General features: G+C 69.5%; 16 protein-coding genes. 3 read left to right on the top strand and 13 right to left on the bottom strand.

Translation table 11 applies throughout. The annotated features are described in order from the left end of the window. Nucleotides 1–8: 8 nt before the first annotated feature. The 6 genes from IBL26_RS10230 to deoC form a co-directional block, all read right to left on the bottom strand. A complete protein-coding gene (locus IBL26_RS10230) occupies nucleotides 9–1091 on the bottom strand; it encodes an aldose 1-epimerase family protein (protein ID WP_187784375.1) in 1083 nt (360 codons plus the stop codon). Between the two features lie 2 nt (nucleotides 1092–1093). After that, complete coding sequence (locus IBL26_RS10225; protein ID WP_187784374.1) at nucleotides 1094–2086, bottom strand: ABC transporter permease; 993 nt, start codon at nucleotides 2084–2086, stop codon at nucleotides 1094–1096. A 16-nt stretch (nucleotides 2087–2102) separates the two neighbouring features. Then, entirely contained in the window at nucleotides 2103–3095 is a 993-nt protein-coding gene (locus IBL26_RS10220) for an ABC transporter permease (protein WP_187784373.1), read from the bottom strand. Further along, nucleotides 3092–4588 (bottom strand): sugar ABC transporter ATP-binding protein, encoded by a 1497-nt coding sequence (locus IBL26_RS10215; RefSeq protein WP_187784372.1) that lies wholly within the window; start codon nucleotides 4586–4588, stop codon nucleotides 3092–3094. The genes IBL26_RS10220 and IBL26_RS10215 overlap by 4 nt, the downstream gene beginning before the upstream one ends. 69 nt (nucleotides 4589–4657) lie before the next feature. Then, entirely contained in the window at nucleotides 4658–5719 is a 1062-nt protein-coding gene (locus IBL26_RS10210) for an autoinducer 2 ABC transporter substrate-binding protein (RefSeq protein ID WP_206684187.1), read from the bottom strand. A 38-nt stretch (nucleotides 5720–5757) separates the two neighbouring features. After that, nucleotides 5758–6456: a deoxyribose-phosphate aldolase gene (deoC, locus tag IBL26_RS10205; protein ID WP_187784371.1), complete on the bottom strand. Its 699-nt coding sequence runs from the start codon at nucleotides 6454–6456 to the stop codon at nucleotides 5758–5760. A 200-nt stretch (nucleotides 6457–6656) separates the two neighbouring features. Here deoC and IBL26_RS10200 point away from each other — a divergent pair, with 200 nt between their 5' ends. Continuing rightward, nucleotides 6657–7409, top strand: a complete 753-nt coding sequence (locus IBL26_RS10200) for a DeoR/GlpR family DNA-binding transcription regulator (RefSeq protein WP_241749233.1) — start codon at nucleotides 6657–6659, stop codon at nucleotides 7407–7409. Nucleotides 7410–7447: 38 nt separating this feature from the next. Then, nucleotides 7448–9082, top strand: coding sequence for an FGGY-family carbohydrate kinase (locus IBL26_RS10195; RefSeq protein WP_187784369.1), 1635 nt, complete (start codon nucleotides 7448–7450; stop codon nucleotides 9080–9082). Nucleotides 9083–9444: 362 nt separating this feature from the next. On the opposite strand, the gene IBL26_RS10190 is transcribed toward IBL26_RS10195, so the two are convergent. The 4 genes from IBL26_RS10190 to IBL26_RS10175 all read right to left on the bottom strand — a co-directional run bounded on the left by IBL26_RS10190 (nucleotide 9445) and on the right by IBL26_RS10175 (nucleotide 13182). Beyond that, complete coding sequence (locus IBL26_RS10190; RefSeq protein WP_187784368.1) at nucleotides 9445–10140, bottom strand: DUF4286 family protein; 696 nt, start codon at nucleotides 10138–10140, stop codon at nucleotides 9445–9447. Further along, nucleotides 10137–11165 (bottom strand): zinc-dependent alcohol dehydrogenase, encoded by a 1029-nt coding sequence (locus IBL26_RS10185; RefSeq protein WP_187784367.1) that lies wholly within the window; start codon nucleotides 11163–11165, stop codon nucleotides 10137–10139. Before IBL26_RS10185 ends, IBL26_RS10190 begins: the two co-directional genes overlap by 4 nt. Before the next feature lie 13 nt (nucleotides 11166–11178). Then, a complete protein-coding gene (locus IBL26_RS10180) occupies nucleotides 11179–12165 on the bottom strand; it encodes a Bug family tripartite tricarboxylate transporter substrate binding protein (protein ID WP_187784366.1) in 987 nt (328 codons plus the stop codon). 108 nt (nucleotides 12166–12273) lie between these two features. After that, a complete protein-coding gene (locus IBL26_RS10175) occupies nucleotides 12274–13182 on the bottom strand; it encodes a LysR family transcriptional regulator (RefSeq protein WP_187784365.1) in 909 nt (302 codons plus the stop codon). Between the two features lie 171 nt (nucleotides 13183–13353). Here IBL26_RS10175 and IBL26_RS10170 point away from each other — a divergent pair, with 171 nt between their 5' ends. Then, complete coding sequence (locus IBL26_RS10170) at nucleotides 13354–15036, top strand: dihydroxyacetone kinase family protein (RefSeq protein ID WP_367615407.1); 1683 nt, start codon at nucleotides 13354–13356, stop codon at nucleotides 15034–15036. A gap of 274 nt (nucleotides 15037–15310) precedes the next feature. On the opposite strand, the gene IBL26_RS10165 is transcribed toward IBL26_RS10170, so the two are convergent. From IBL26_RS10165 to IBL26_RS10155, 3 genes are read right to left on the bottom strand one after another with little or no spacing between them, the layout of a single operon-like run. Beyond that, on the bottom strand, nucleotides 15311–17095 hold the full coding sequence (locus IBL26_RS10165; RefSeq protein ID WP_187784363.1) for a S9 family peptidase: 1785 nt from the start codon (nucleotides 17093–17095) through the stop codon (nucleotides 15311–15313). Nucleotides 17096–17126: 31 nt separating this feature from the next. After that, nucleotides 17127–17993: an isocitrate lyase/PEP mutase family protein gene (locus IBL26_RS10160; protein WP_187784362.1), complete on the bottom strand. Its 867-nt coding sequence runs from the start codon at nucleotides 17991–17993 to the stop codon at nucleotides 17127–17129. 25 nt (nucleotides 17994–18018) lie between these two features. Beyond that, complete coding sequence (locus IBL26_RS10155) at nucleotides 18019–18801, bottom strand: SDR family NAD(P)-dependent oxidoreductase (RefSeq protein WP_187784361.1); 783 nt, start codon at nucleotides 18799–18801, stop codon at nucleotides 18019–18021. Between the last annotated feature and the right edge of the window lie 14 nt (nucleotides 18802–18815).

Genomic DNA, 18815 nt, shown 5'->3' with positions numbered 1-18815 from the left:
GCTCGCTCCTATCGCAGGGAAGAAATGAGCGCGCCCGTGCGGGCGGCGGCGTCACGGTCCAGATAGCCCGTGCGGACGGCGAACTCGGCCGCACCGTGCGGCGGCAGCAGGCGCACATGGCCCTTGCGCTTTTCCGCCGTGTAGCCTTCCGGCTGGCAGGTGGAGGGCAGCGCGAAGGCGGCGACCTTCTGGTCCGGATCGTTGAGTATCCAGCGGACGGTATGCGGAAAGCTGGCGGGGGCGTAGGACATGGCGAAGCCATCGCCCTCCGGCCGCGCCAGCATCAGATGCGTGTCGCCGGCGGCATCGGTGCCGAGGCCGTGCAGGTAGAATACCTGCTCCGGGTCATAGAGATCCGGCTCCGACAGGGTTTCCATGCGTGCGGGGTCGCGCGCCAGGGCCTCGATCAGGTCCAGATAAACCGGGTTGGGCTGCACATGCGCGGGCACGGCATGGCGCACCGCCGTGCGGTCCGGCGTGAAGGGGGCCGGCTGCACGCAGCGCCCGCCGGGTACGAAGGCGAAGTTGACGTGGCACATATACATCAGCTCCATCGGCTTGCCGGACAGGTTCTGCACCTGCAGGCCGATGCCGAACACCGTCGCGCCGGGACGCAGCGTGACGGAGGGCTGCGCGCGGTAGTGGGAGCCGAAGCCCATGACGTATTCCCGTGCGCTGACGACGCGCAGGAACGGGCCGGCCGCGTCCTCGCCCAGTTCCAGCCAGGCACGGTCCATGGGCGCGCAGGGAAACTCGCCATGCGCCGCATGGTCGTCGCCGGCCGCAGGTACGCCATTGCGCAGCAGGCCGCTGTGGAAGGCGAAGCAACCATAGGTCTCGGCGATGCTGGTCGCGGGGCGTGGCGCATCAAAGCCGCTGGTCATGCCCAGCTCGACGCCGTCGAAGCGCGCGGACCAGATCATGCCACCGATCCAGGGCAGGATGATCACCTCGCCCCGGCTGTTGCGCAGGCGCAGGGCGGGGATGCCGGTGTGGTAGCGGAACAGGCTGGCGGAGAGCTCACCCGCCGCCAGGACCTGGCACGCTGCCTCCCCGGCCAGGCCGGGGTGCAGGGGGATGGTGGCGGTCATGCTCAGCGGACCCGGTTTCGCCAGGCGGCCAGGGCGATGGAGAGCAGCAGGAAGCCGCCCCAAATCAGGTCCACCAGGAAATTGCTGAACCGCATCATCTGCAAGCCGGAGGAGAGCAGCATCAGCGCCACCAGCGCCAGCCCGATACCGACGACGCTGCCGCGCCCGCCCGCCGGGTTGGTGCCCGCCAGCACCGAGATCAGCACCGCCTGCAACAGGTAGGACACCCCGTAATCCGACTTCGCCGCATTGGTGCGGCCGGAGAGCAAGATACCGGCGATGCTGGCGAGGCCGCCGGTCAGTACGTAGGAGAAGAACACGGTGCGCCCGGTGCGCAGCCCGGCGAAGGTGGCCGCCTTCGCGTTGGTGCCGATCAGCGCCAGGTTGATGCCGAAGGCGGTGCGGGTCAGCAGAAACCACACGAGCGCCGAGACCACCAGGAAGACGATCAGCGGCACCGCGATGCCGAAGGCGGTGCCGTTGCCGATCTGCCCCCACAGCTTGGGAAAGCCGACCACCGCCGGGCCGCCGGTCAGCACCAGGCAGATGCCGGTGAAGACCTGCCCGGTGCCGATGGTGGCCAGGATGGGCGTCACGCGCAGGCGGGTGATCAGCAGCCCGTTCACCGCGCCGGCAATCAGCCCGGTGGCCAGGGCGATGCCGATGCCCGCCGCCACCATCGGCAGAGGCAGGTTTACCAGATCCGGCCCGCGCGGCGCGCCGACGGCGTGGAAGAACATGCCGGCCAGGATGCAGGACAGGTTGGCGATGCCGATGACGGAGAGGTCGATGCCCCCCGTCAGCATCGCCACCATCATGGCGATGGCCAGCAGGCCGAGTTCCGGCGCGATGAAGGTGATGGATTCGAAGACATAGGGGCGCAGGAACCGCTCCGGGTTCATGGCCGCCATGCCGGCGAAGATCAGCACGGTCAGCAGCAGAAGCTGCAGCAGGTTGGTATCGATGCGGCGCAGGCGCTGGGTGATGGCGGTCATGATGCGGCCCCTGCTCTCAGGCGATGCGCTTGCGGTCGCGCCAGGCGGTGGCCGCCGTCGCCGCGATGACGATCAGCCCCACAACCACGCGCTGCCAGGTGGTATCGACGCCCAGGATGATCAGGCTGTTGGTGATGACGACGAGGGTCAGCACGCCCAGCACGGTGCCGATGACGCTGCCCCGGCCGCCGAAGATGCTGGCGCCACCGAGCACGACGGCGGCGATGACGTCCAGCTCCAGCCCCACCATGTCGCGCGGGTTGGCGGTCCAGATCATCGCGCCGTGCAGCAGGCCGGCGAAACCCGCCAGGGCGCCGGCCAGCCCGTAGATGAAGAAGGTGGTGCGGCGGACATTGAAGCCGACGCGCCGCGCCGCTTCCGTGCCGCCACCCAAGGCGTAGATGCTGCGGCCCATCATCGTATGCCGCAGCATCAGGTGCACCAGCACCGCGATGACGGCATAGACCAGCACCATGGCGGAGAGGCCGGCCTGGCTGCCATCCGCCTGGGTCACGCTGAACAATTCGCTCCGGGCGAAGCCGATCAGCAGCGGCGGCATCTGGTCGATATTGATCTGGCTGGTGCCGACCACGCCCAGGATGAAGCCGCGCACGGCCGTGCCGGTGCCGAGCGTGACGATCAGCGGGATCATCCGCAGGTAATGGACGAAGACGGCGTTGACCAACCCCAGCAGCACGCCGATGCCGGTGGCCATGGCGAAGGGCAGTAGCACGCCGTCGAAGCCCCAGGCGATCATCGCCTTCACCGTCAGGTACATGGCGGCGATGGCGAAGGCGGGAAAGGAGACGTCGATACCGCCGGAGAGCATGACCATCAGCACCGCCAGCGCCAGGATGCCGGTGATGACGCTGGCGCGCAGCAGGCTGAAGATGTTGGAGGGCTGCCAGAACACCGGGTTGATCAGGCCGATCGTGATGACCGACAGCACCAGCACGGCGGCGACCATCAGTTCCGGATGGCGCCGCAGCGCAACGGCAAGGCCGCTCATGCCAGGGCTCCCAACTGCTCGCTGAGCATCGCTTCACTGGTGGCTGCCGTCGGCGTGTCGGAGACGACGCGGCCGCGATGCAGCACGACGATGCGGTTGCAGTTGTCCACCAGCTCCGGCAGGTCGTCGGAGATCATCAAAACTCCCAGCCCGCGCTCGCGGGCAAGTTCGCGGATCTTGCGGTGGATGCCGGCTTTGGAGCCGACATCGACGCCCACGGTCGGGCCGTTCAGGATCAGCAGGCGCGGGTCGTTCAGCAGCCAGCGGCCGATGACGACGCGCTGCTGGTTGCCGCCGGACAGCTGCGTCACCGGGCGGTCCCCGGTGGGTGTGGCGATGGCCATGTCCTGGATCATGCCGGCGGCTTCCTGCGCGGCGCGGCCGCCATGCACCACGCCGCCCCGGCTCAGCCGGCCCAGCGAGGTCGCCAGCATGTTGCGGTCGATGGTCTGGGTCAGGAACAGGCCCTCGGTCAGCCGGTCCTCCGGCACATAGGCGATGCCGTGGGCGATGGCGCGCTGGACACTATCCAGCCGGGCGTCCTTGCCGTCGATGCGGATCTGGCCGTCATAGCGCGGCTGCATGCCGAACAGCGCCAGCGCCAGCTCCGTCCGCCCGGAGCCGAGCAGGCCGGAAATACCGACGATCTCGCCTGGCATGACGCGGAGCGAGATATCCTCCAACTGACCGGGAATGGTCAGGCCGGAGACGTCCAGCAGCGGCGTAGCGCCGGCCGGGCCGTCCCACCGGTAGCCTTCGGCCGCGATCTCCTGCCCCGTCATGGCGCGGGTGATGGAGCCTTCGTCAAATTGCGAGATCGGCCCGGCGGCGACGACGGTGCCGCTGCGGATGACGGTCAGTGTCTCGCTAATGTCCAGCATCTCGCGCATCTTGTGGCTGACGAACAGCACGGCGATGCCGCGGGACTGGATGTCCCGCACCACGCGGAACAGCGCCTCGACCTCCCGCCCGGTCAGGGCGGTGGTAGGCTCGTCCATGATCAGCAGGCGGGGGTCGGACATCAGCGCGCGAGCGATGGCCACCAGCTGCTTGCCGGCGGTCGGCAGGGTTTCCACCAGCGCGTCCAGGTCCAGCTCGACGCCCAGCTTGCGCTTGGCTTCCTCCGCGATGCGGCGCACCCGGCCCCAGGAGACCAGCTTGCGCTTGGCCTGCAATTCTGTGCTGAGCGCCAGGTTCTCGGCCACGGTCAGGTTACCGAACAGCGAGAAGTCCTGGTAGATGACCTGCACGCCATGGGCGATGGCGGCGCGCGGGTCGAGGCCGCTGATCTTCTGGCCATCGATCAGGATCTCGCCCTGGTCGGGTTGCCAGACGCCGGAAATCACCTTGATGAGGGTGGATTTGCCGGAGCCGTTCTCCCCCGCAAGGCAATGGATCTCGCCCCGCCCGATGGTGAGGGAAACATCCTGTAGCGCCCGCACGGCGGCAAAGCTCTTGCCGATGTGGCGGAGTTCGATCAGCGGAGCGGTCATGAAAATCCGTCGCCAGAAGGGTTCGGGGCGGCTCGCGCCGCCCCTGTCCGCTTCGGTCAGAAGTTATGCTTAGAAGTTGTACTGCGCCATGTTGTCCTTGGTCACGCCCACCCAGCCCTGGCCGACCAGGATGTTCGGGCGCTGCGCGTCCGGCGCCTGCAAGGAGTTGTAGCCGGCGAGGCCGAGATCGAGGCCCGCCTTGATCTCTTTCTTGGCCAGCGCCATCACCGCCATGACGTTCATGGCATAGCCAGCCACTGCCGGGTCCCAGAACTGGATGTAGTTGATGTCGCCGTTGCGCAGGTACTGCCCGGCGACGGAGACGAGGCCGGTGCCGGAGAAGAACAGCTTGCCCGCCAGCTTGCGCTCGGCGATCAGGCGGCCCGCGCCGGCCGAGGTCGGCATCGGCGCGCCGACGATCCCCTTCAGGTCGGGGTAGGCGGTCAGCACTTCCTTCAGCTTGTTGTAGTCGGTCGTCGCATCGTCGTAGGTCTCGATGCGGCGGGTGGCTTCCTGCATCTTGGGGAAGTTCTGCTTCTGGTAGGCGACGGCGCCGTCGATCCATTCCATCTGCGACTGCGAGGTCAGGCTGCCGACGGTGGCGACGTACTTGCCCTCGCCGCCCATATCCCGCGCCAGCACTTCCATCAGCTTGGCGCCGTAGGCGTGGTTGTCGAACGCCTCGATGTCATAGTCGATGTTCTGCAGGCCGGAGGCTTCGTGGGAGATGACCACGATGCCCTGGCGCCGCGCCTTCTGCAGCACCGGCTCCACCGCCTCGACCGAGAAGGGAACGATGCAGATGGCATCGACGCCCTGGGCGATCAGGCTCTCGACCAGCTGGACCTGGGCGGCGGCGTCGGCCTGGCTGGGGCCGACCATCCAGGTGTCATGGCCCTGGTCGGCGCCGAACTGCTTCACGCCCGTGCGCATCCGGTCGAACCAGGCGATGCCGTCGACCTTGACCACGGTGGCGATGGAGTACTTCTTGGTGGCGCGGGCGCTGATGTCGCGCGACACCTTGCTGGCGTCGACGGCGGCACCCTGCGCCCAGGCCGGGCGGGCCAGGGTGGCGGCCATCAGGCCGCCCGCGGCCAGAGCACCAAAAGAACGCCGGTTGATCTCGACCATGCTGCTGTTTCCTTCCCTGATTCAGGCTGTCTCAGTCGTCAGTAGCCGGTGGTGGCCGCCGGCGCGCCGCCGACCAGGGCCACGCCGGAGCTCGCGCCGATCCGGCTAGCACCAGCGGCGATCAACGCCAATGCCGCATCGTGATTCCGCACGCCGCCGGAGGCCTTCACCCCCAGTGCCTCGCCCACCACGCCGCGCATCAGCGCCACGTCGGCCGTCGTAGCACCGCCGGTGGAGAAACCGGTGGAGGTCTTGACGAAATCGGCCCCGGCCTCGGCGGAGATGCGGCAGGCGGTGCGCTTCTCCTCGTCGCTCAGCAGGCAGGTCTCGATGATGACCTTCAGCACCTTGCCGGGGCATGCGGCGCGCACGGCGGCGATATCGGCCTTCACCGCATCCAGCCGGCCATCCCGCAGCGCACCGATATTGATGACCATATCGATCTCGTCGGCGCCGTTGCGTACGGCCGTGGCCGTCTCCGCCGCCTTGTCCTGCGGCGTGGTGGCACCCAGCGGGAAGCCGACGACCGAGCAGGTGCGGACCTCGCTGCCATGCAGCGCCTGCGCCACCAGCGCGACATGGGTCGGATTCACGCAGACCGAGCAGAAGCGGTACTGGCGCGCTTCATCGCAATACCGCAGCACCTCGGCCTCCGTGGCGTCGGCCTTCAGCAAAGTGTGATCGATCATCGCGGCGAGATCGGCGGCGGACAGCGTGGCGGGGGCGGTCTGGGTCATGGCATTCGGCGTCCTGGCGAGGGAGACGGCCAGTCGGAAAGCCGCTCTCCCTTTGGATTTGTCAGTTTTATAACAATTGTTATAATCCTCACATTAACCAGTGGGTCCGTCAAGCGACCCGGAGGGTGGGGGACCGCATGTCGGAGGGCAGCTCGACCGGAGGCCTGGCAGGCGCCCGGCGCACAGCCAGGCTGGCCCGGTTGCAGGATCTCCTGCGGCAGGACGGAGCGCCCGCGCGGCTGGAGGATGCCGCCCAGGCGATCGGCGTCTCTTCCATGACCTTACGGCGGGACCTGGCGCAGCCGGGGCAGGCGCTGGCCCTGCTGGGCGGCTACGTGGTGCCGGCGGGCCGCTTCTCCCGCCGCGGCCAGTACACGCTGGAGCGGGAGCAGGACAGCCACGCCGCCGCCAAGCGGCAGGTGGCGCGGCACGCCACCCGGCTGGTGGAGGATGGCGACACGCTGTTCATCGATTGCGGCACCACGATGCCGCATGTGGTGGAGATGCTGCCGCCAGAGCTCTCCCTCACCATCATCTGCTACGCCATGAACATCGCTACCCTGGCCAGCCGGCGGCCCAGGACGCAGATGATCCTGCTGGGCGGGCTGTACCATCCGGCCTCGGCCACCTTCCTGTCGGAGGAGGGGCTGGAGAATCTGCGCCGGCTGCGGATCAACAAGGCCTTCATCTCGGCCGGCGGCGTACATGCGACGCGCGGCATCACCTGCACCAATTTCAACGAGGTACCGGTGAAGCAGGTGGCGCTGGATACCGCCGCGCAAGCCATCCTCGTCGTCGATTCCAGCAAGCTGGGACGGTTGAAGCCCGCCTGCTTCGCCGCCCTGCCCGCCTTCGAGCGCATCGTCACCAGCCCGATCGAGCGGCCGGAACAGGCCGCCCCATTGACGCGCGCGGGGGCGTGGCTGGATATCGCCCCCGCCACGGCCGGCTAGCCGGCGCCAGGCCCTCGGTCTCTCAAGGAAGCCATCGAATGCAGCGCATCGTCCTGGGCGTGGATGTCGGAACCGGAAGCGCGCGGGCCGGTGCCTTCACGTTGCAGGGCCGGATGCTGGGGCAGGCCGTGCAGCCCATCCGCATGTGGAAGCCGCAGGCGGATTATGTGCAGCAAGCCTCGGACGACATCTGGGCCGCGATCTGCACTGCCATCCGCACCGTGATGGCGCGGTTGCCGGATGTGGAGGTCGCCGGCATCGGCTTCGATGCCACCTGCTCTCTGGTCGTATTGGATGCCGCCGGCCAACCGGTGACCGTCAGCCCGGATGGCGCGGCGGAACAGAACGTCATCGTCTGGATGGACCACCGGGCCGCGGCGCAGGCGGACCGCATCAATGCCGGCGGGCATGACGTGCTGCGCTATGTCGGCGGCCGCGTCTCGCTGGAAATGGAAGTGCCCAAGCTGCTGTGGCTGAAGGAGCAATTGCCGGAGAGCTGGGACCGCGCCGCGCATTTCTTCGACCTGCCGGATTTCCTCACCTGGCGCGCGACGGGCAGCGACACCCGCTCGCTCTGCTCCACCGTCTGCAAGTGGAACTACCGTGGCCAGGAAGGCCGGTGGGACGAGGCATATCTCCGCGCCATCGGCCTGGGCGAGTTGGCGGATGAGGGCTTCCGCCGCATCGGCACGCGCATCCTGCCGGTGGGCGAGCCGGTGCCGGGCGGCCTGAGCGCGGCCGCCGCGGCCGAGCTGGGGCTGCAAGCCGGCATTCCGGTCGGCACCTCGGCCATCGATGCGCATGCGGGCGGGCTGGGTGTCATCGGCGCCGCGCTGGACGGCGGTGCGCCGGATGCGGCCGCGCTCTCCCGCCGCCTGGCATTGGTGGGCGGCACTTCCAGCTGCCACATGGCGGTGTCGGCGCAGCCGCGCTTCGTGCCGGGGGTTTGGGGGCCCTACTTCTCCGCCATGCAGCCCGGGCTTTGGCTGAATGAAGGCGGCCAGTCGGCCACCGGGGCGCTGGTGGACCACGTCATTACCACCCATGCCGCCTACCCCGCCCTGGCCGAGGCCGCGCGGCAGGCCGGCAGCACCATCTACCAACTGCTGAACGAGCGCATCACGGCGTTGGCCGAAGGGCTGCCCTTCCCGGCCCTGCTGACCGAGCATCTGCATGTCATGCCCGACTTCCACGGCAACCGCTCGCCCCGCGCCGATGCCTCGCTGCGCGGCATGGTCTCCGGCCTGCGCCTTTCTGCCACCGCCGACGATCTGGCCGTGCTGTACCTGGCCACCATCCAGGCCGTCGCCTACGGCACGCGCCATATCGTCGAGACATTGAACGCCGAGGGCTACGCCATCGACACCATCCTGGCCTGCGGCGGCGGCACCAAGAATCCCGTGTTCCTCAGGGAACATGCCGATGCTACCCAGTGCCGCATCGTGCTGCCGGACGAACCCGAAGCCATCCTGCTCGGTGCCGCCATGCTGGGCGCGGTGGCGGGAGGCGCCCATGCCGACCTGCCAGCCGCCATGGCCGTCATGAGCCGTGCCGGCACCGACCTTTTCCCCGCCGATGCCGCGGTGCGTCGCTACCATGACGCGAAGTACGCTGTGTTCCTGCGCATGTATGAGGACCAGATGGCCTACCGGTCCCTTATGCGCGGCCTCTGAGGCAGGCAGCCCGGGGAAGGAATTCCCCGGACCCCATCTTCTTTTTCGAGTTTGGCGTGGGGCTTGGGAACTGTGCGCTCAGCTTGATGATGTTGTCAGTGCGCTGCAGGCTTCTTCAGCCTGCTCAGCCTATCGACATTCAACGGATGCTCATCGGAGTGTGCCCGTTGCAGGTTGATGCAAAGGCATACTGTCATGATTGGCTGCTCGCGTGCATGGCCTTCGGCTGACTGCGCCAGCAAAGGCCACGCATTCACGGACCGACATCACTGCAGCCACGCCCGAAACTGACAAAAAGAAGATGAGGTCCGGGGAATTCATTCCCCGGCCTTCCCTTCCCCATCCGCGCAACGATGAACGCGTCAGCCTGGCAGCCAGCGCCGCATCAGATCGTCTCGCGATGGCTGGCGGGCCAACGTAGGATCGGGGAGTTCGCTGCGCCGCAGGCTTTGCAGCAGGCGCCAGATCTGTGGCGTGGCGTCCTGGGCCAGCGCGGCGGCGCAGCGTTGCGCCAGGGCCAGCGGGCCGGCGGCTTCGCTGCCTTCCAGCAGCAGCAGGCATTCCACCCCTGGCACCGGGGCGTCGGGGAAGACCGGATAGGGTTTGCCGGCCGCATCGCTGCCGCCGAGCACGGCACCGAAGACGGCCCCCTGGTGCAGGGCTTCTTCCAGGATCGGGCGCAGGGTTTCGAGCGCGGCATCCGCAGGCAGGTCGAGGCGCAGCGTCACCAACGTACCGCCCAGGCCCGTGCGGCAGTGCCAGGCCGGCAGGCAGGGCAGCCGGCGGAAGCCGGTCATGGCCTGCCGCATCCGCAGCGACCAGGATGTGGGCTGGTGCATCAGCGCCGCGTAGGCAGCGCTATCGAGCGCCGCCAGCGTCTCCATCTCATAGAGGGTGAAGTAGTCGTCGCCGGTCGCGGCACGGTAGCGGCGGGCGGCCAGAAAGCCGGGCGTACCCAGGCGTTCCGGCATGTGCTCGGTGCTGTGCCAGTTCTCATACTCGTCCTGGCGGCCGGGTTGCACGCCGTTCCACAGCGCCAGGAAAGACGGGGCGGTCATGGCAGCAGGATCACCTTGCCGGCTTCGCGCTTGTGGGAAAGTTCGATGCCCGCGAGGGCATCCTTCAGTGGCAGGCGGTGGGTGATCATGCAGCGCACCGTCTCGGCATGCCGGGCCATGAAAGCCAGCACGCGGGACCAATCGGCAATGGGGGCGCGGTAGGCGCCGTGGATGGTCTGCTCCATCCGCACCAGCCGCGTCAGGTCGATCGGGGCCGGCCGGGCGTGGATGCCGGCAACGACGAAGGTGCCGCCCTTGCGCAGCCGCAGCAGCCCGTCCTGCACGGCGCTGGTTACGCCGGCAGCCTCGATCACCGCGTGGAAGGGCTCATCCTGGCCATGGGCGGCCAGGGTGGTGGGCAGATCCGTGCCCGCCAGGTCCAGCGCCAGAATGGGCCCCAGCATGCGCGCCACCGCCAGGCGGGTGGTATCGCCATGCCCGGCCAGCACCACCTCGGCCCCCGCGGCCGCCGCGAACATGGCGATGCCCAGGCCGATCGGCCCCGGGCCCAGCACCAGCACCCGCTGCCCGGCCCGCACTTGCGCCAGGTCGACAGCGTGCAGGGAGACGCTCAGCGGCTCGGTCATCGCCGCCAGCTCCGGGTCCAGGCTGGGCGGCACGGCGACGCAGTTGAGCGCCGGCACGCGCACCAGCCGGGTGAATGCGCCATCACGGCCGATGCCGATGCCGCGCCGGCCGGTGCAGGCATCAGGGTCCCCCGCCGTGCAAGCGGCGCAACGGCCACAGACGGTGGAGGGGCGCACCGTCACCAGCTGGCCAACCGAGACGCCCAGCGCCCCCTCGCCCAACGCCGCGATGCGGCCGGCGAATTCATGGCCGATGGTGACCGGCATGCCGGCCGTCATGGATTCGTAGCCGGCCGTCCAGTCGGCGATATGCACGTCGGTGCCGCAGATGCCCGCCGCCTCCACCGCCACCAGCACTTCGCCCGGTGCAGGCGAAGGCTCGGGGACATCGGTGAGCACGAGGCCCGGTGCCGGCTGGGTTTTGCGAAGCGCGAGCATGCGGCGAGTTCCCTTATTCCATCCGCACCTTGGCGTCGGTGATGACCTTGGCCCACAGCGTGGCCTCCGCCGCCATGAAGGTGGCGAGTTCCTCCGGCGTGCTGCCGGCGGGCACGGCGCCCAGCGTGGCCAGGCGCTGCTGCACCGGGGCCTGCTTCAGCGCCTCATTGAAGGCATGGTTCAGCGCCTGGATCGGCGCCGCCGGCGTGCCGCGCGGCACGGCCAGTGCCACCCAGGCGGAGACGTCGTAGCCAGGGAAGCCCTGCTCGGCCACGGTGGGCACATCCGGCATGCCGGGCACGCGCTGCGCGGTGGTCACCGCCAGGGCGCGCAGGGTGCCGCTCTGAATCTGGCCGCTGGCGGAGGCCAGGGTGCAGAACATCACGTTCAGCGTGCCGCCGATGGTGTCGGTCAGCGCCGGGGCCTCGCCCCGGTAGGGCACGTGCTGGGTCTCGATGCCGGCGCGCAGGCCGAACAGCTCGCCCGCCAGATGCGCCACGGTGCCGCTGCCGCCGGAGCCGAAGGTCAGCGGCTGGCCGGATTTGCGCGTGGCCTCCGCCAGTTCCTGCATCGTCTTGACCGGGGAGTTGGCGCTGGTCACCACCACGAAGGGCAGCTTGGCGATCAGCCCGACGGGCACCAGCTCGGTCTTCCAGTCATACGGGATGTCGTTGCGGAAGGCGGGGTTGATCACCGTCGTCGTCGGCACGGCGAGCATGGTGTAGCCGTCCGGCTGCGCGCGGGTGACGGCCTGGGTGGCCGGAATGGTGCTGCCGCCGCCCCGGTTCTCGATGACCAGGCGCTGGCCTAGGATGGTGCCGGCCGCATCCGCCACGGTGCGGGTGGCGACATCGACGCCACCGCCGGCGGCGAAGGGCACGATGATGCTGGGCGCGCGGGTCGGCCAGGCGGCGCCCTGGGCACGGGCGGCGGCGGGCAGCAGCAGGCCAAGGCTGGCGCCCAGAGCCGCACGACGCCCGAGACGGGGGAAGGTGATCATGAGCGATGTCCTCCAGACATAATTGGCATTCTTGGCGGTGCCGGTGGCAGCATTGGATAGGCCGTTCGGGGAAAGGTGCAACGGCGAATGGCAGCGGCGGCTATAGCCTCAGGACATAGAAGCGTCGGGACCTAGCGCGGCAATGCCTTCCGCGAGAAGGCTTTCGAAGGGCGCCATGAAGCGGCCCTGGATGCGGTCCAGCACCCGGTGGACATAGATGTCGAAGCGCCGCGCGCTGGTGGTGGGCAACCGCACCACGCGGTCATGCCGCACAGCCATGGCGCTGCAGGCGTCGATCAGCGCCACAGCCATGCCGGCTTCCGCCAGCGCGGCGGCGGATTCCGCGAAGCGCACCAGATGCGTGCGGCCGGGTGTGGCGCCGCCCTGCGCCAGGAAGGCATTCAGCATCTGCCCATGCACCACGGGGGAATCGAACACGGCCAGCGGCAGCCCCTGCAGGTCCTCTGGCCGGATCAGACGACGGGCGGCCTGCGGCCAGCCGCGCGGCACCACCGCCACCAGATCCACCGTGCCGATGCGGTGGCTGTGGATGCCGGCCTGGAGGATGGGGAACAGTGTCACCGCCACCTCCCCCACCCCATCGGTCAGGTAGGCGACGACCTGGCTGACGGAGAGCACATCCAGCCGCAGCGACAATTCCGGGTGCGTCGCCGCCAGCCCGGCCAGCGCCTGCGGCACCAGCGCCCGCCCCAGGCTGGGCGAGGCACCGACATGGAAGCGGCTTTCCCCGCTGCGGACCTTGCGCGCAGCCCGGTCCACCGCCAGGCGCAGGGCATCGAAGGCGCGGTCGATCTCGCCCAGGATGCGGCGGGCTTCGTCGGTCGGGTTCAGCCGGCCGCCGCTGCGGTCGAACAACGAGACGCCGAGCACGTCCTCCATCCGCCGGACGATGCGGGTGACGGTGGGTTGGGCGATCCCCAGTTGCTTCGCCGCGCCGACCAGCGTACCGGCACGCAGCACCGCCCGCAGCACCTCGATCTGCCGCAGGGTCAGCATGGCGCGGGGCGCGGGGCTTGGGCGGGGTATGGGCGCACGACGCTGTCTTGTTCGCCGTACTCCCCGAAGGCAAGGGGCGGCGGGGCGGAAAGCAGGCGGGCTTGCTTTTTGCCCGCACCGCCTTCCTGATGCCGCCTGCGCAGGGAGCAGGAATGCCCAATGAAAAAGCTGGTGAACGATCCTCGTCATGTCGTGCGGCAGATGCTGGAGGGGCAGGTCGACCTGCACCCGGCCCAGGCATTGCTGGAGGATGAGGATGTGGTTCTCCAGGCCGGGCTGCCGCCGGAGGCGGCGCGGCCGGTCGCCGTCATCTCGGGCGGCGGCAGCGGGCATGAGCCGGCCCATGCGGGGTATGTCGGCGCCGGCATGCTGACAGCGGCGGTGGCGGGGGACGTGTTCACCTCCCCCAGCGTCGATGCGGTGCTGGCGGCCATCCGTGCCGCCGCAGGGCCGCGTGGCGCCCTGCTAGTGGTGAAGAACTACACGGGTGACCGGCTGAATTTCGGCCTGGCGGCGGAGCTGGCGACGGCGGAGGGCATTCCCACCCGCGTGGTGGTGGTGGCCGACGACGTGGCGTTGCGGGACACGGTGGAGCCCGCCCGGCGCCGCGGCATCGCCGGCACGGTGCTGGTGCACAAGGTGGCCGGTGCCGCCGCGGCCGCCGGCTTGGCGCTGGACGACGTGGTGGCGGAGGCGGAGGCCACCAGCGCCGCGTTGGGCAGCATGGGCGTCGCGCTTGGCTCCTGCACCGTTCCGGCCGCCGGCAAGCCGGGCTTCACGCTGGGCGAGGGTGAGATCGAGCTGGGCCTGGGCATTCATGGCGAGCAGGGTGTGCGCCGCGTCCCGGCCCAGCCGGCCGACGCGCTGGTGGACGAGCTGCTGGGCACCATCCTGGCCGATGCCGGGCTCGGCGAGGGTGAGCGGGTGGCGTTGCTGGTGAACGGCCTGGGCGGCACGCCGCCGATGGAGCTGGCCATCGTCGCCCGGCGGGCGCTGGAAGCGCTGCGGGCGGAGGGGCTAGTGGTGGAGCGCGCCTGGAGCGGCAATTTCATGACCGCGCTGGAGATGCCCGGCTGTTCCCTGACCGTGCTGCGCGTCGACGATGCCCGGCTGGCCCGGCTGGATGCCGCCTGCGCTGCCCCCGCCTGGCCGGGTGATGGCCGCGTCGGCCCGCGCCAGATGATATCCGCCGCGCAGCAGCCCGCCTTGCAGCGCGAAGACATTCCGCCTGGCCTGCTGGCCCCAGCGCTCAAGGCCGCCGCGCTGGCGGTCGCCGATGCATTTGTCGCCCAGGAAGCGGCGCTGACCGCGCTGGACAGCCGCGCGGGCGATGGCGACCTTGGCATCAGCATGGTGCGGGGTGCGGAGGCGATCCGCGCATTGCCGGACACCGCCTGGGCCACCCCCGCGACCACCCTGACCGCGATGGGCGATGCCATGCGCCGTGCCATCGGCGGCAGTTCCGGCCCGTTTTATGCCACCGCGTTGCTGCGGGCGGCGCGGCACCTGCCTGGCAACACTCCGGACGCGGCGCAATGGTCCGAAGCCTTCTCGCAGGCCGTCAGTGCCATCAGCGAGCTGGGCGGCGCCCGCGCGGGGGATCGCACCATGGTGGATGCGCTGGCCCCCGCCGCGACCGCGTTCGCCCAGGCGGTGGAGGCCCGCCAACCCCCCGCCGATGCGTGGCGGGCTGCGCTGCAGGCCGCCACGGACGGCACCGAGGCCACCGCCAGCATGCGCCCGCGGCTGGGGCGCGCCGCCTATCTGGGCGAGCGGGCATTAGGTGCGCCCGATGCGGGGGCCAGCGCCGTGCTGGTGTGGATGCAGGCGGTTGCGGGGCGGCTGGGCCGCTGAAGCGCAGAAGTCCGGGGAATTCCTTCCCCGGACCTCTTCTTTTCTTTTTCGAGTTTCTTGGGCGTGGCTGCTGAGCGGGCAGTCCTGAGAACGGCTGCGCCGGAGGACTATGGCCTCCGGCGGCTGAGCGTTCAGCCCTTGTGGCCGATGATGACAATCATCAGGGGCGTCCGCTCTCCACCCCAAAGCGCGCCGCCAACCTTGCAGAGAATAGAAGGATCAAACCTGTAGGTTTGATGGGGTTCCTTCCCAGCTTCCCCTTCCCGCTCCCTATTCAGCCAACCAGATGCCGCGCCAGGAAGTTGCCGACGCCGAGATAGACCGCGCGGCGGTTGTCGCGCTTGAGGAAGCCGTGGCCTTCATCCGCGAAGGTCATGTATTCGACGGGCACGTTGCGGTGGCGCATGGCTTCGACGATCTGCTGGCTTTCGTGGGGCGGGACGCGCGGGTCGGTCATGCCCTGGGCTACCAACATGGGGCAGATGATGCGGTCCGCCTTGTGGAGCGGGGAGAGCGTTTCCAGCAACGCGGCATCGCGCACCGGGTCCCCGTACTCGGCGGCGCGGTGGCCGATGCGCCAGGGGCCGGTCTTCTCGAAGAAGGTCTTCCAGCGGGCGATGCCGTAATAGTCGATGCCGGCGGCCCAGAGCTGCGGTTGCTCCGTGACGGCCGAGAGCACCATCCAGCCGCCATAGCTCTGCCCCATGATGCCGATGCGCGCTTCGTCGAAGCGGTCCTGCGCCGCCAGCCAGGCATGGGCGGCGGCCAGGTCCCGCACGCTGTCCGGCCGCTTCTCGCGGTCGTCCAGCGCGGCATAGGCGCGGCCATAGCCAGTGGAACCGCGCACATTGGGCACCAGCACGGCGATGCCGAGCGACAGGATCATCTGCAGGTCGGGCCGCCAGTTGGGCAGCGCCTGTGCCGCCGGGCCGCCATGGACCCAGACCAGCACCGGCCATCCCCCTTCCGGGGGCTCCCCGGCCGGCAGGGCGAGAAAGGCGGGGAGGTCCCTTCCGTCGAAAGTGGGGAAGGAGACGGTGGCCCAATCCCGCAATCCCTCCGGCGCCTCGGCGGCGGCGAAGATGCGGCGCGCCTCGGCGGCGCCGGCTTCGTGTAGCCAGAGCGTGCCGGGATGGGTCGGGCGGGCAAGGTCGAAGGCCACCGCGCCGCCATCGGGCCGCCAGGTGATCTTGGTGATGACGCCTGCGGGGTGGGTGGAGCGTTCCAGTACCTCGCCCGCCACATCCAGCAAGTACAGGCGTGAAAAGCCGCCTTCATTCACCACCACGGCCAGCCGGGTCTGGTCAGGCGAGACTTCCAGCTTCTCGACATCCGCTTCCGGCGTGAACAGGAAGCGCGGCGCTTCCCCGGTCGCTTCCTGGAAGGCAACGCCGAGGAAGTCCCGCTCCCGGTCGCATAGCAGCCAGAAGCCGCTGCCATCCTTGCGGAAGCGCGGGTTCATGTGGCGCCAGGCGCCATCCGCCAGCGTCAGCGGGGCGGCCTGCCTGCCTTCCAGTAGCACCTGGAGAAGGTCGCTACGGAAGCTCTCCGGCGCGGTTGAGAGGATGACGGCGCGGCCATCGGGGTGCCAGGCGGGCAGCTCGTGCGGACCCTGGACCTCCAGCAGCCGCGTCATCCGCCCGTTGGCGAGTTCGATGACACAGGGGTCGGTATGCGCCGGGTCCCGGTCATTGGCCGTGCAGGCGACGAAGCGCCCGTCCGGGGAGAAGGCGCCCCAGCCATGGATGGTGCGCGGGTCGCTGGTCAGCGCCCTGGCATCGCCGTCCGGCGGCAGGGCGTGCAGTTGCACCCGCTCATCCCCTGCCTGGTCCCGGCCGAAGACGGCGCCGCCATCCGCCGGACTGCCGGCGACGAAGGCAACGGCGTCCCGATGGGCGCTGCGGGGCCGGGCCGGGCCGCCATCGGCCGGCAGTTCCCAGACCTGGGCGGAGCCGCCAGCGTCGCAGAGGAAGTACAACCGGCCGTCCGCGGCGTAGGAAGGGGCCGTGGCGGCGGGTGCCGCCAGCAGCGTATCGAGGCGAGAAGAGAGATCCGACATGCCAGCATGTCAGCCGCTTCCCGCCGCCGGATCAACCGCCGAAGCGGTCGGCCCAGGACTGATGGAAGGGCAGGTCCACGATGTCGCAGAACTCGCCGTAGCTGATCATCTCGCCCGCACGAGCCTTGGGCGTGCCGCTGCGCTTGAGCTCGGAGAGCGTGTCGCCGATGGCCTTGGCGGCAGTGAACAGCGTGCTGACGGCGTAGAGCACCACGGAGAAGCCCATCTGCTGCAGCTCGGCCGCCGTCAGCGCCGTCGTCTCCGTCCCATCGACGATAGAGACGACCTTGGGGCCGGTGATGGCCTTCGCCACCGCCTCGATCTCCGCGATCTTCTTGATCCCGTCGACGAAGACCAGGTCGATGCCGGTCTCCTGGTACAGCCTGGCGCGGCGCAGCGCCTCGTCCATGCCGGCGGCGCCCAGGGCGTCGGTGCGGCCAATGACCAGCAGGTCGGAGTCGCCACGTGCCGCGACGGCGCAGCGCAGGCGCAGCGCGCTTTCCTCGGCATCCACCAGCCGGATGCCGGCCAGCTGGCCGCAGCGCTTGGGGGCCACCTGGTCCTCCAGATGGATGGCGGCGACCCCGGCCTGGATATACTCCCGCACCGTGCGGTGGATGTTGGAGGGGCCGCCATAGCCCGTATCCGCATCCGCGATGACGGGGATGGAGACGACACGCGTCATGTTGCGCGCATGCTCCGTCATCTCCGTCTGGCTGAGCAGGCCGATATCGGGCGTGCCGAGCCGGCTGGCGGTGGCGCCGAGGCCGGTCATGTAGATGGCGGGGAAGCCCGCGCGCTCCACCAGCCGTGCCGTCAGGGAATCCGGCGCGCCGGGTGCCATGACGATCTCGCCACGGGCCAGCAGGGCCTTCAGCGCCGTTGCGGGATTGCTCATCCTGTCGTTCCTCTGCGTTCTTGGTTCAGCGGCCGCCGGCGACGTCGACGATAGTGGCGGTGACATAGGCGGAGGCGCCGGAGAGCAGCCAGAGCGCCGCCGCCGCCACTTCCTCTGCCACGCCGACGCGCTGCAGGGGAATGACCTTGGCGATCTCCGCCAGCTTGGCACGGTCCCCCAGCGAGTCCGCCTGGATCGGCGTATCGATGATGCCGGGCGCCAGTGCGTTGACGCGCACCTCCGGCGCCAGCTCCTTCGCCGCGGCGCGGGTCAGGGACGCGATGGCGCCCTTGGTGGTCGCGTAGAGCGCATTGCCCGGCATGCCGCCGGTGCGGGCCGCGATGGAGGAGAGATTGACGATGGACGCATAAGGGTGCGGCGCCCGGTGGTTGAGAAAGGCGCGTGTGCAGTACAGGACGCTTTTCAGATTGATGGAGAGGACGCGGTCGATCTCCTCCGCCTCCAGCTCCGCCAGCGGCATGAGCTTGCCGATGATCCCGGCATTGTTGACCAGATGCGTCGGCGCGAAGCCGTCCGGCAAGGCGGCCGCCGCCGACCGCACGGCAGCGCTGTCGGCAACGTTCACTTTCACGACGGTGACGGCATCGCCATGGCGGGCGGCGCAGTCCCGCAGCGCGGCGTCCTGGATGTCCCAGACGATGGCCTTGCCGCCATGCGCCACCACGGCATCGACGATGGCACGCCCGATGCCGGAGGCACCGCCGGTGACGATGACGCAGGAACCCGCCAGCGCATCGGGCGCCAGGGATGGTGCCGGTGCGGGGGTGCCGCCGGTCTGGAGAGTCATGGGTTCCTCCTCGT

Origin of the sequence: Teichococcus aerophilus (assembly GCF_014490485.1) — a bacterium.
GTDB lineage: Bacteria > Pseudomonadota > Alphaproteobacteria > Acetobacterales > Acetobacteraceae > Pseudoroseomonas > Pseudoroseomonas aerophila.
This window is presented reverse-complemented; position numbering and strand designations above follow the sequence as displayed.

Bases quoted from the DNA above. Each gene is read 5' to 3' on its own strand.
- IBL26_RS10230 (WP_187784375.1), bottom strand. From the start codon at position 1,091: ATGACCGCCACCATCCCCCTGCACCCCGGCCTGGCCGGGGAGGCAGCG.
- IBL26_RS10225 (WP_187784374.1), bottom strand. From the start codon at position 2,086: ATGACCGCCATCACCCAGCGCCTGCGCCGCATCGATACCAACCTGCTG.
- IBL26_RS10220 (WP_187784373.1), bottom strand. From the start codon at position 3,095: ATGAGCGGCCTTGCCGTTGCGCTGCGGCGCCATCCGGAACTGATGGTC.
- IBL26_RS10215 (WP_187784372.1), bottom strand. From the start codon at position 4,588: ATGACCGCTCCGCTGATCGAACTCCGCCACATCGGCAAGAGCTTTGCC.
- IBL26_RS10210 (WP_206684187.1), bottom strand. From the start codon at position 5,719: ATGGTCGAGATCAACCGGCGTTCTTTTGGTGCTCTGGCCGCGGGCGGC.
- deoC (WP_187784371.1), bottom strand. From the start codon at position 6,456: ATGACCCAGACCGCCCCCGCCACGCTGTCCGCCGCCGATCTCGCCGCG.
- IBL26_RS10195 (WP_187784369.1), top strand. From the start codon at position 7,448: ATGCAGCGCATCGTCCTGGGCGTGGATGTCGGAACCGGAAGCGCGCGG.
- IBL26_RS10190 (WP_187784368.1), bottom strand. From the start codon at position 10,140: ATGACCGCCCCGTCTTTCCTGGCGCTGTGGAACGGCGTGCAACCCGGC.
- IBL26_RS10185 (WP_187784367.1), bottom strand. From the start codon at position 11,165: ATGCTCGCGCTTCGCAAAACCCAGCCGGCACCGGGCCTCGTGCTCACC.
- IBL26_RS10180 (WP_187784366.1), bottom strand. From the start codon at position 12,165: ATGATCACCTTCCCCCGTCTCGGGCGTCGTGCGGCTCTGGGCGCCAGC.
- IBL26_RS10175 (WP_187784365.1), bottom strand. From the start codon at position 13,182: ATGCTGACCCTGCGGCAGATCGAGGTGCTGCGGGCGGTGCTGCGTGCC.
- IBL26_RS10165 (WP_187784363.1), bottom strand. From the start codon at position 17,095: ATGTCGGATCTCTCTTCTCGCCTCGATACGCTGCTGGCGGCACCCGCC.
- IBL26_RS10160 (WP_187784362.1), bottom strand. From the start codon at position 17,993: ATGAGCAATCCCGCAACGGCGCTGAAGGCCCTGCTGGCCCGTGGCGAG.
- IBL26_RS10155 (WP_187784361.1), bottom strand. From the start codon at position 18,801: ATGACTCTCCAGACCGGCGGCACCCCCGCACCGGCACCATCCCTGGCG.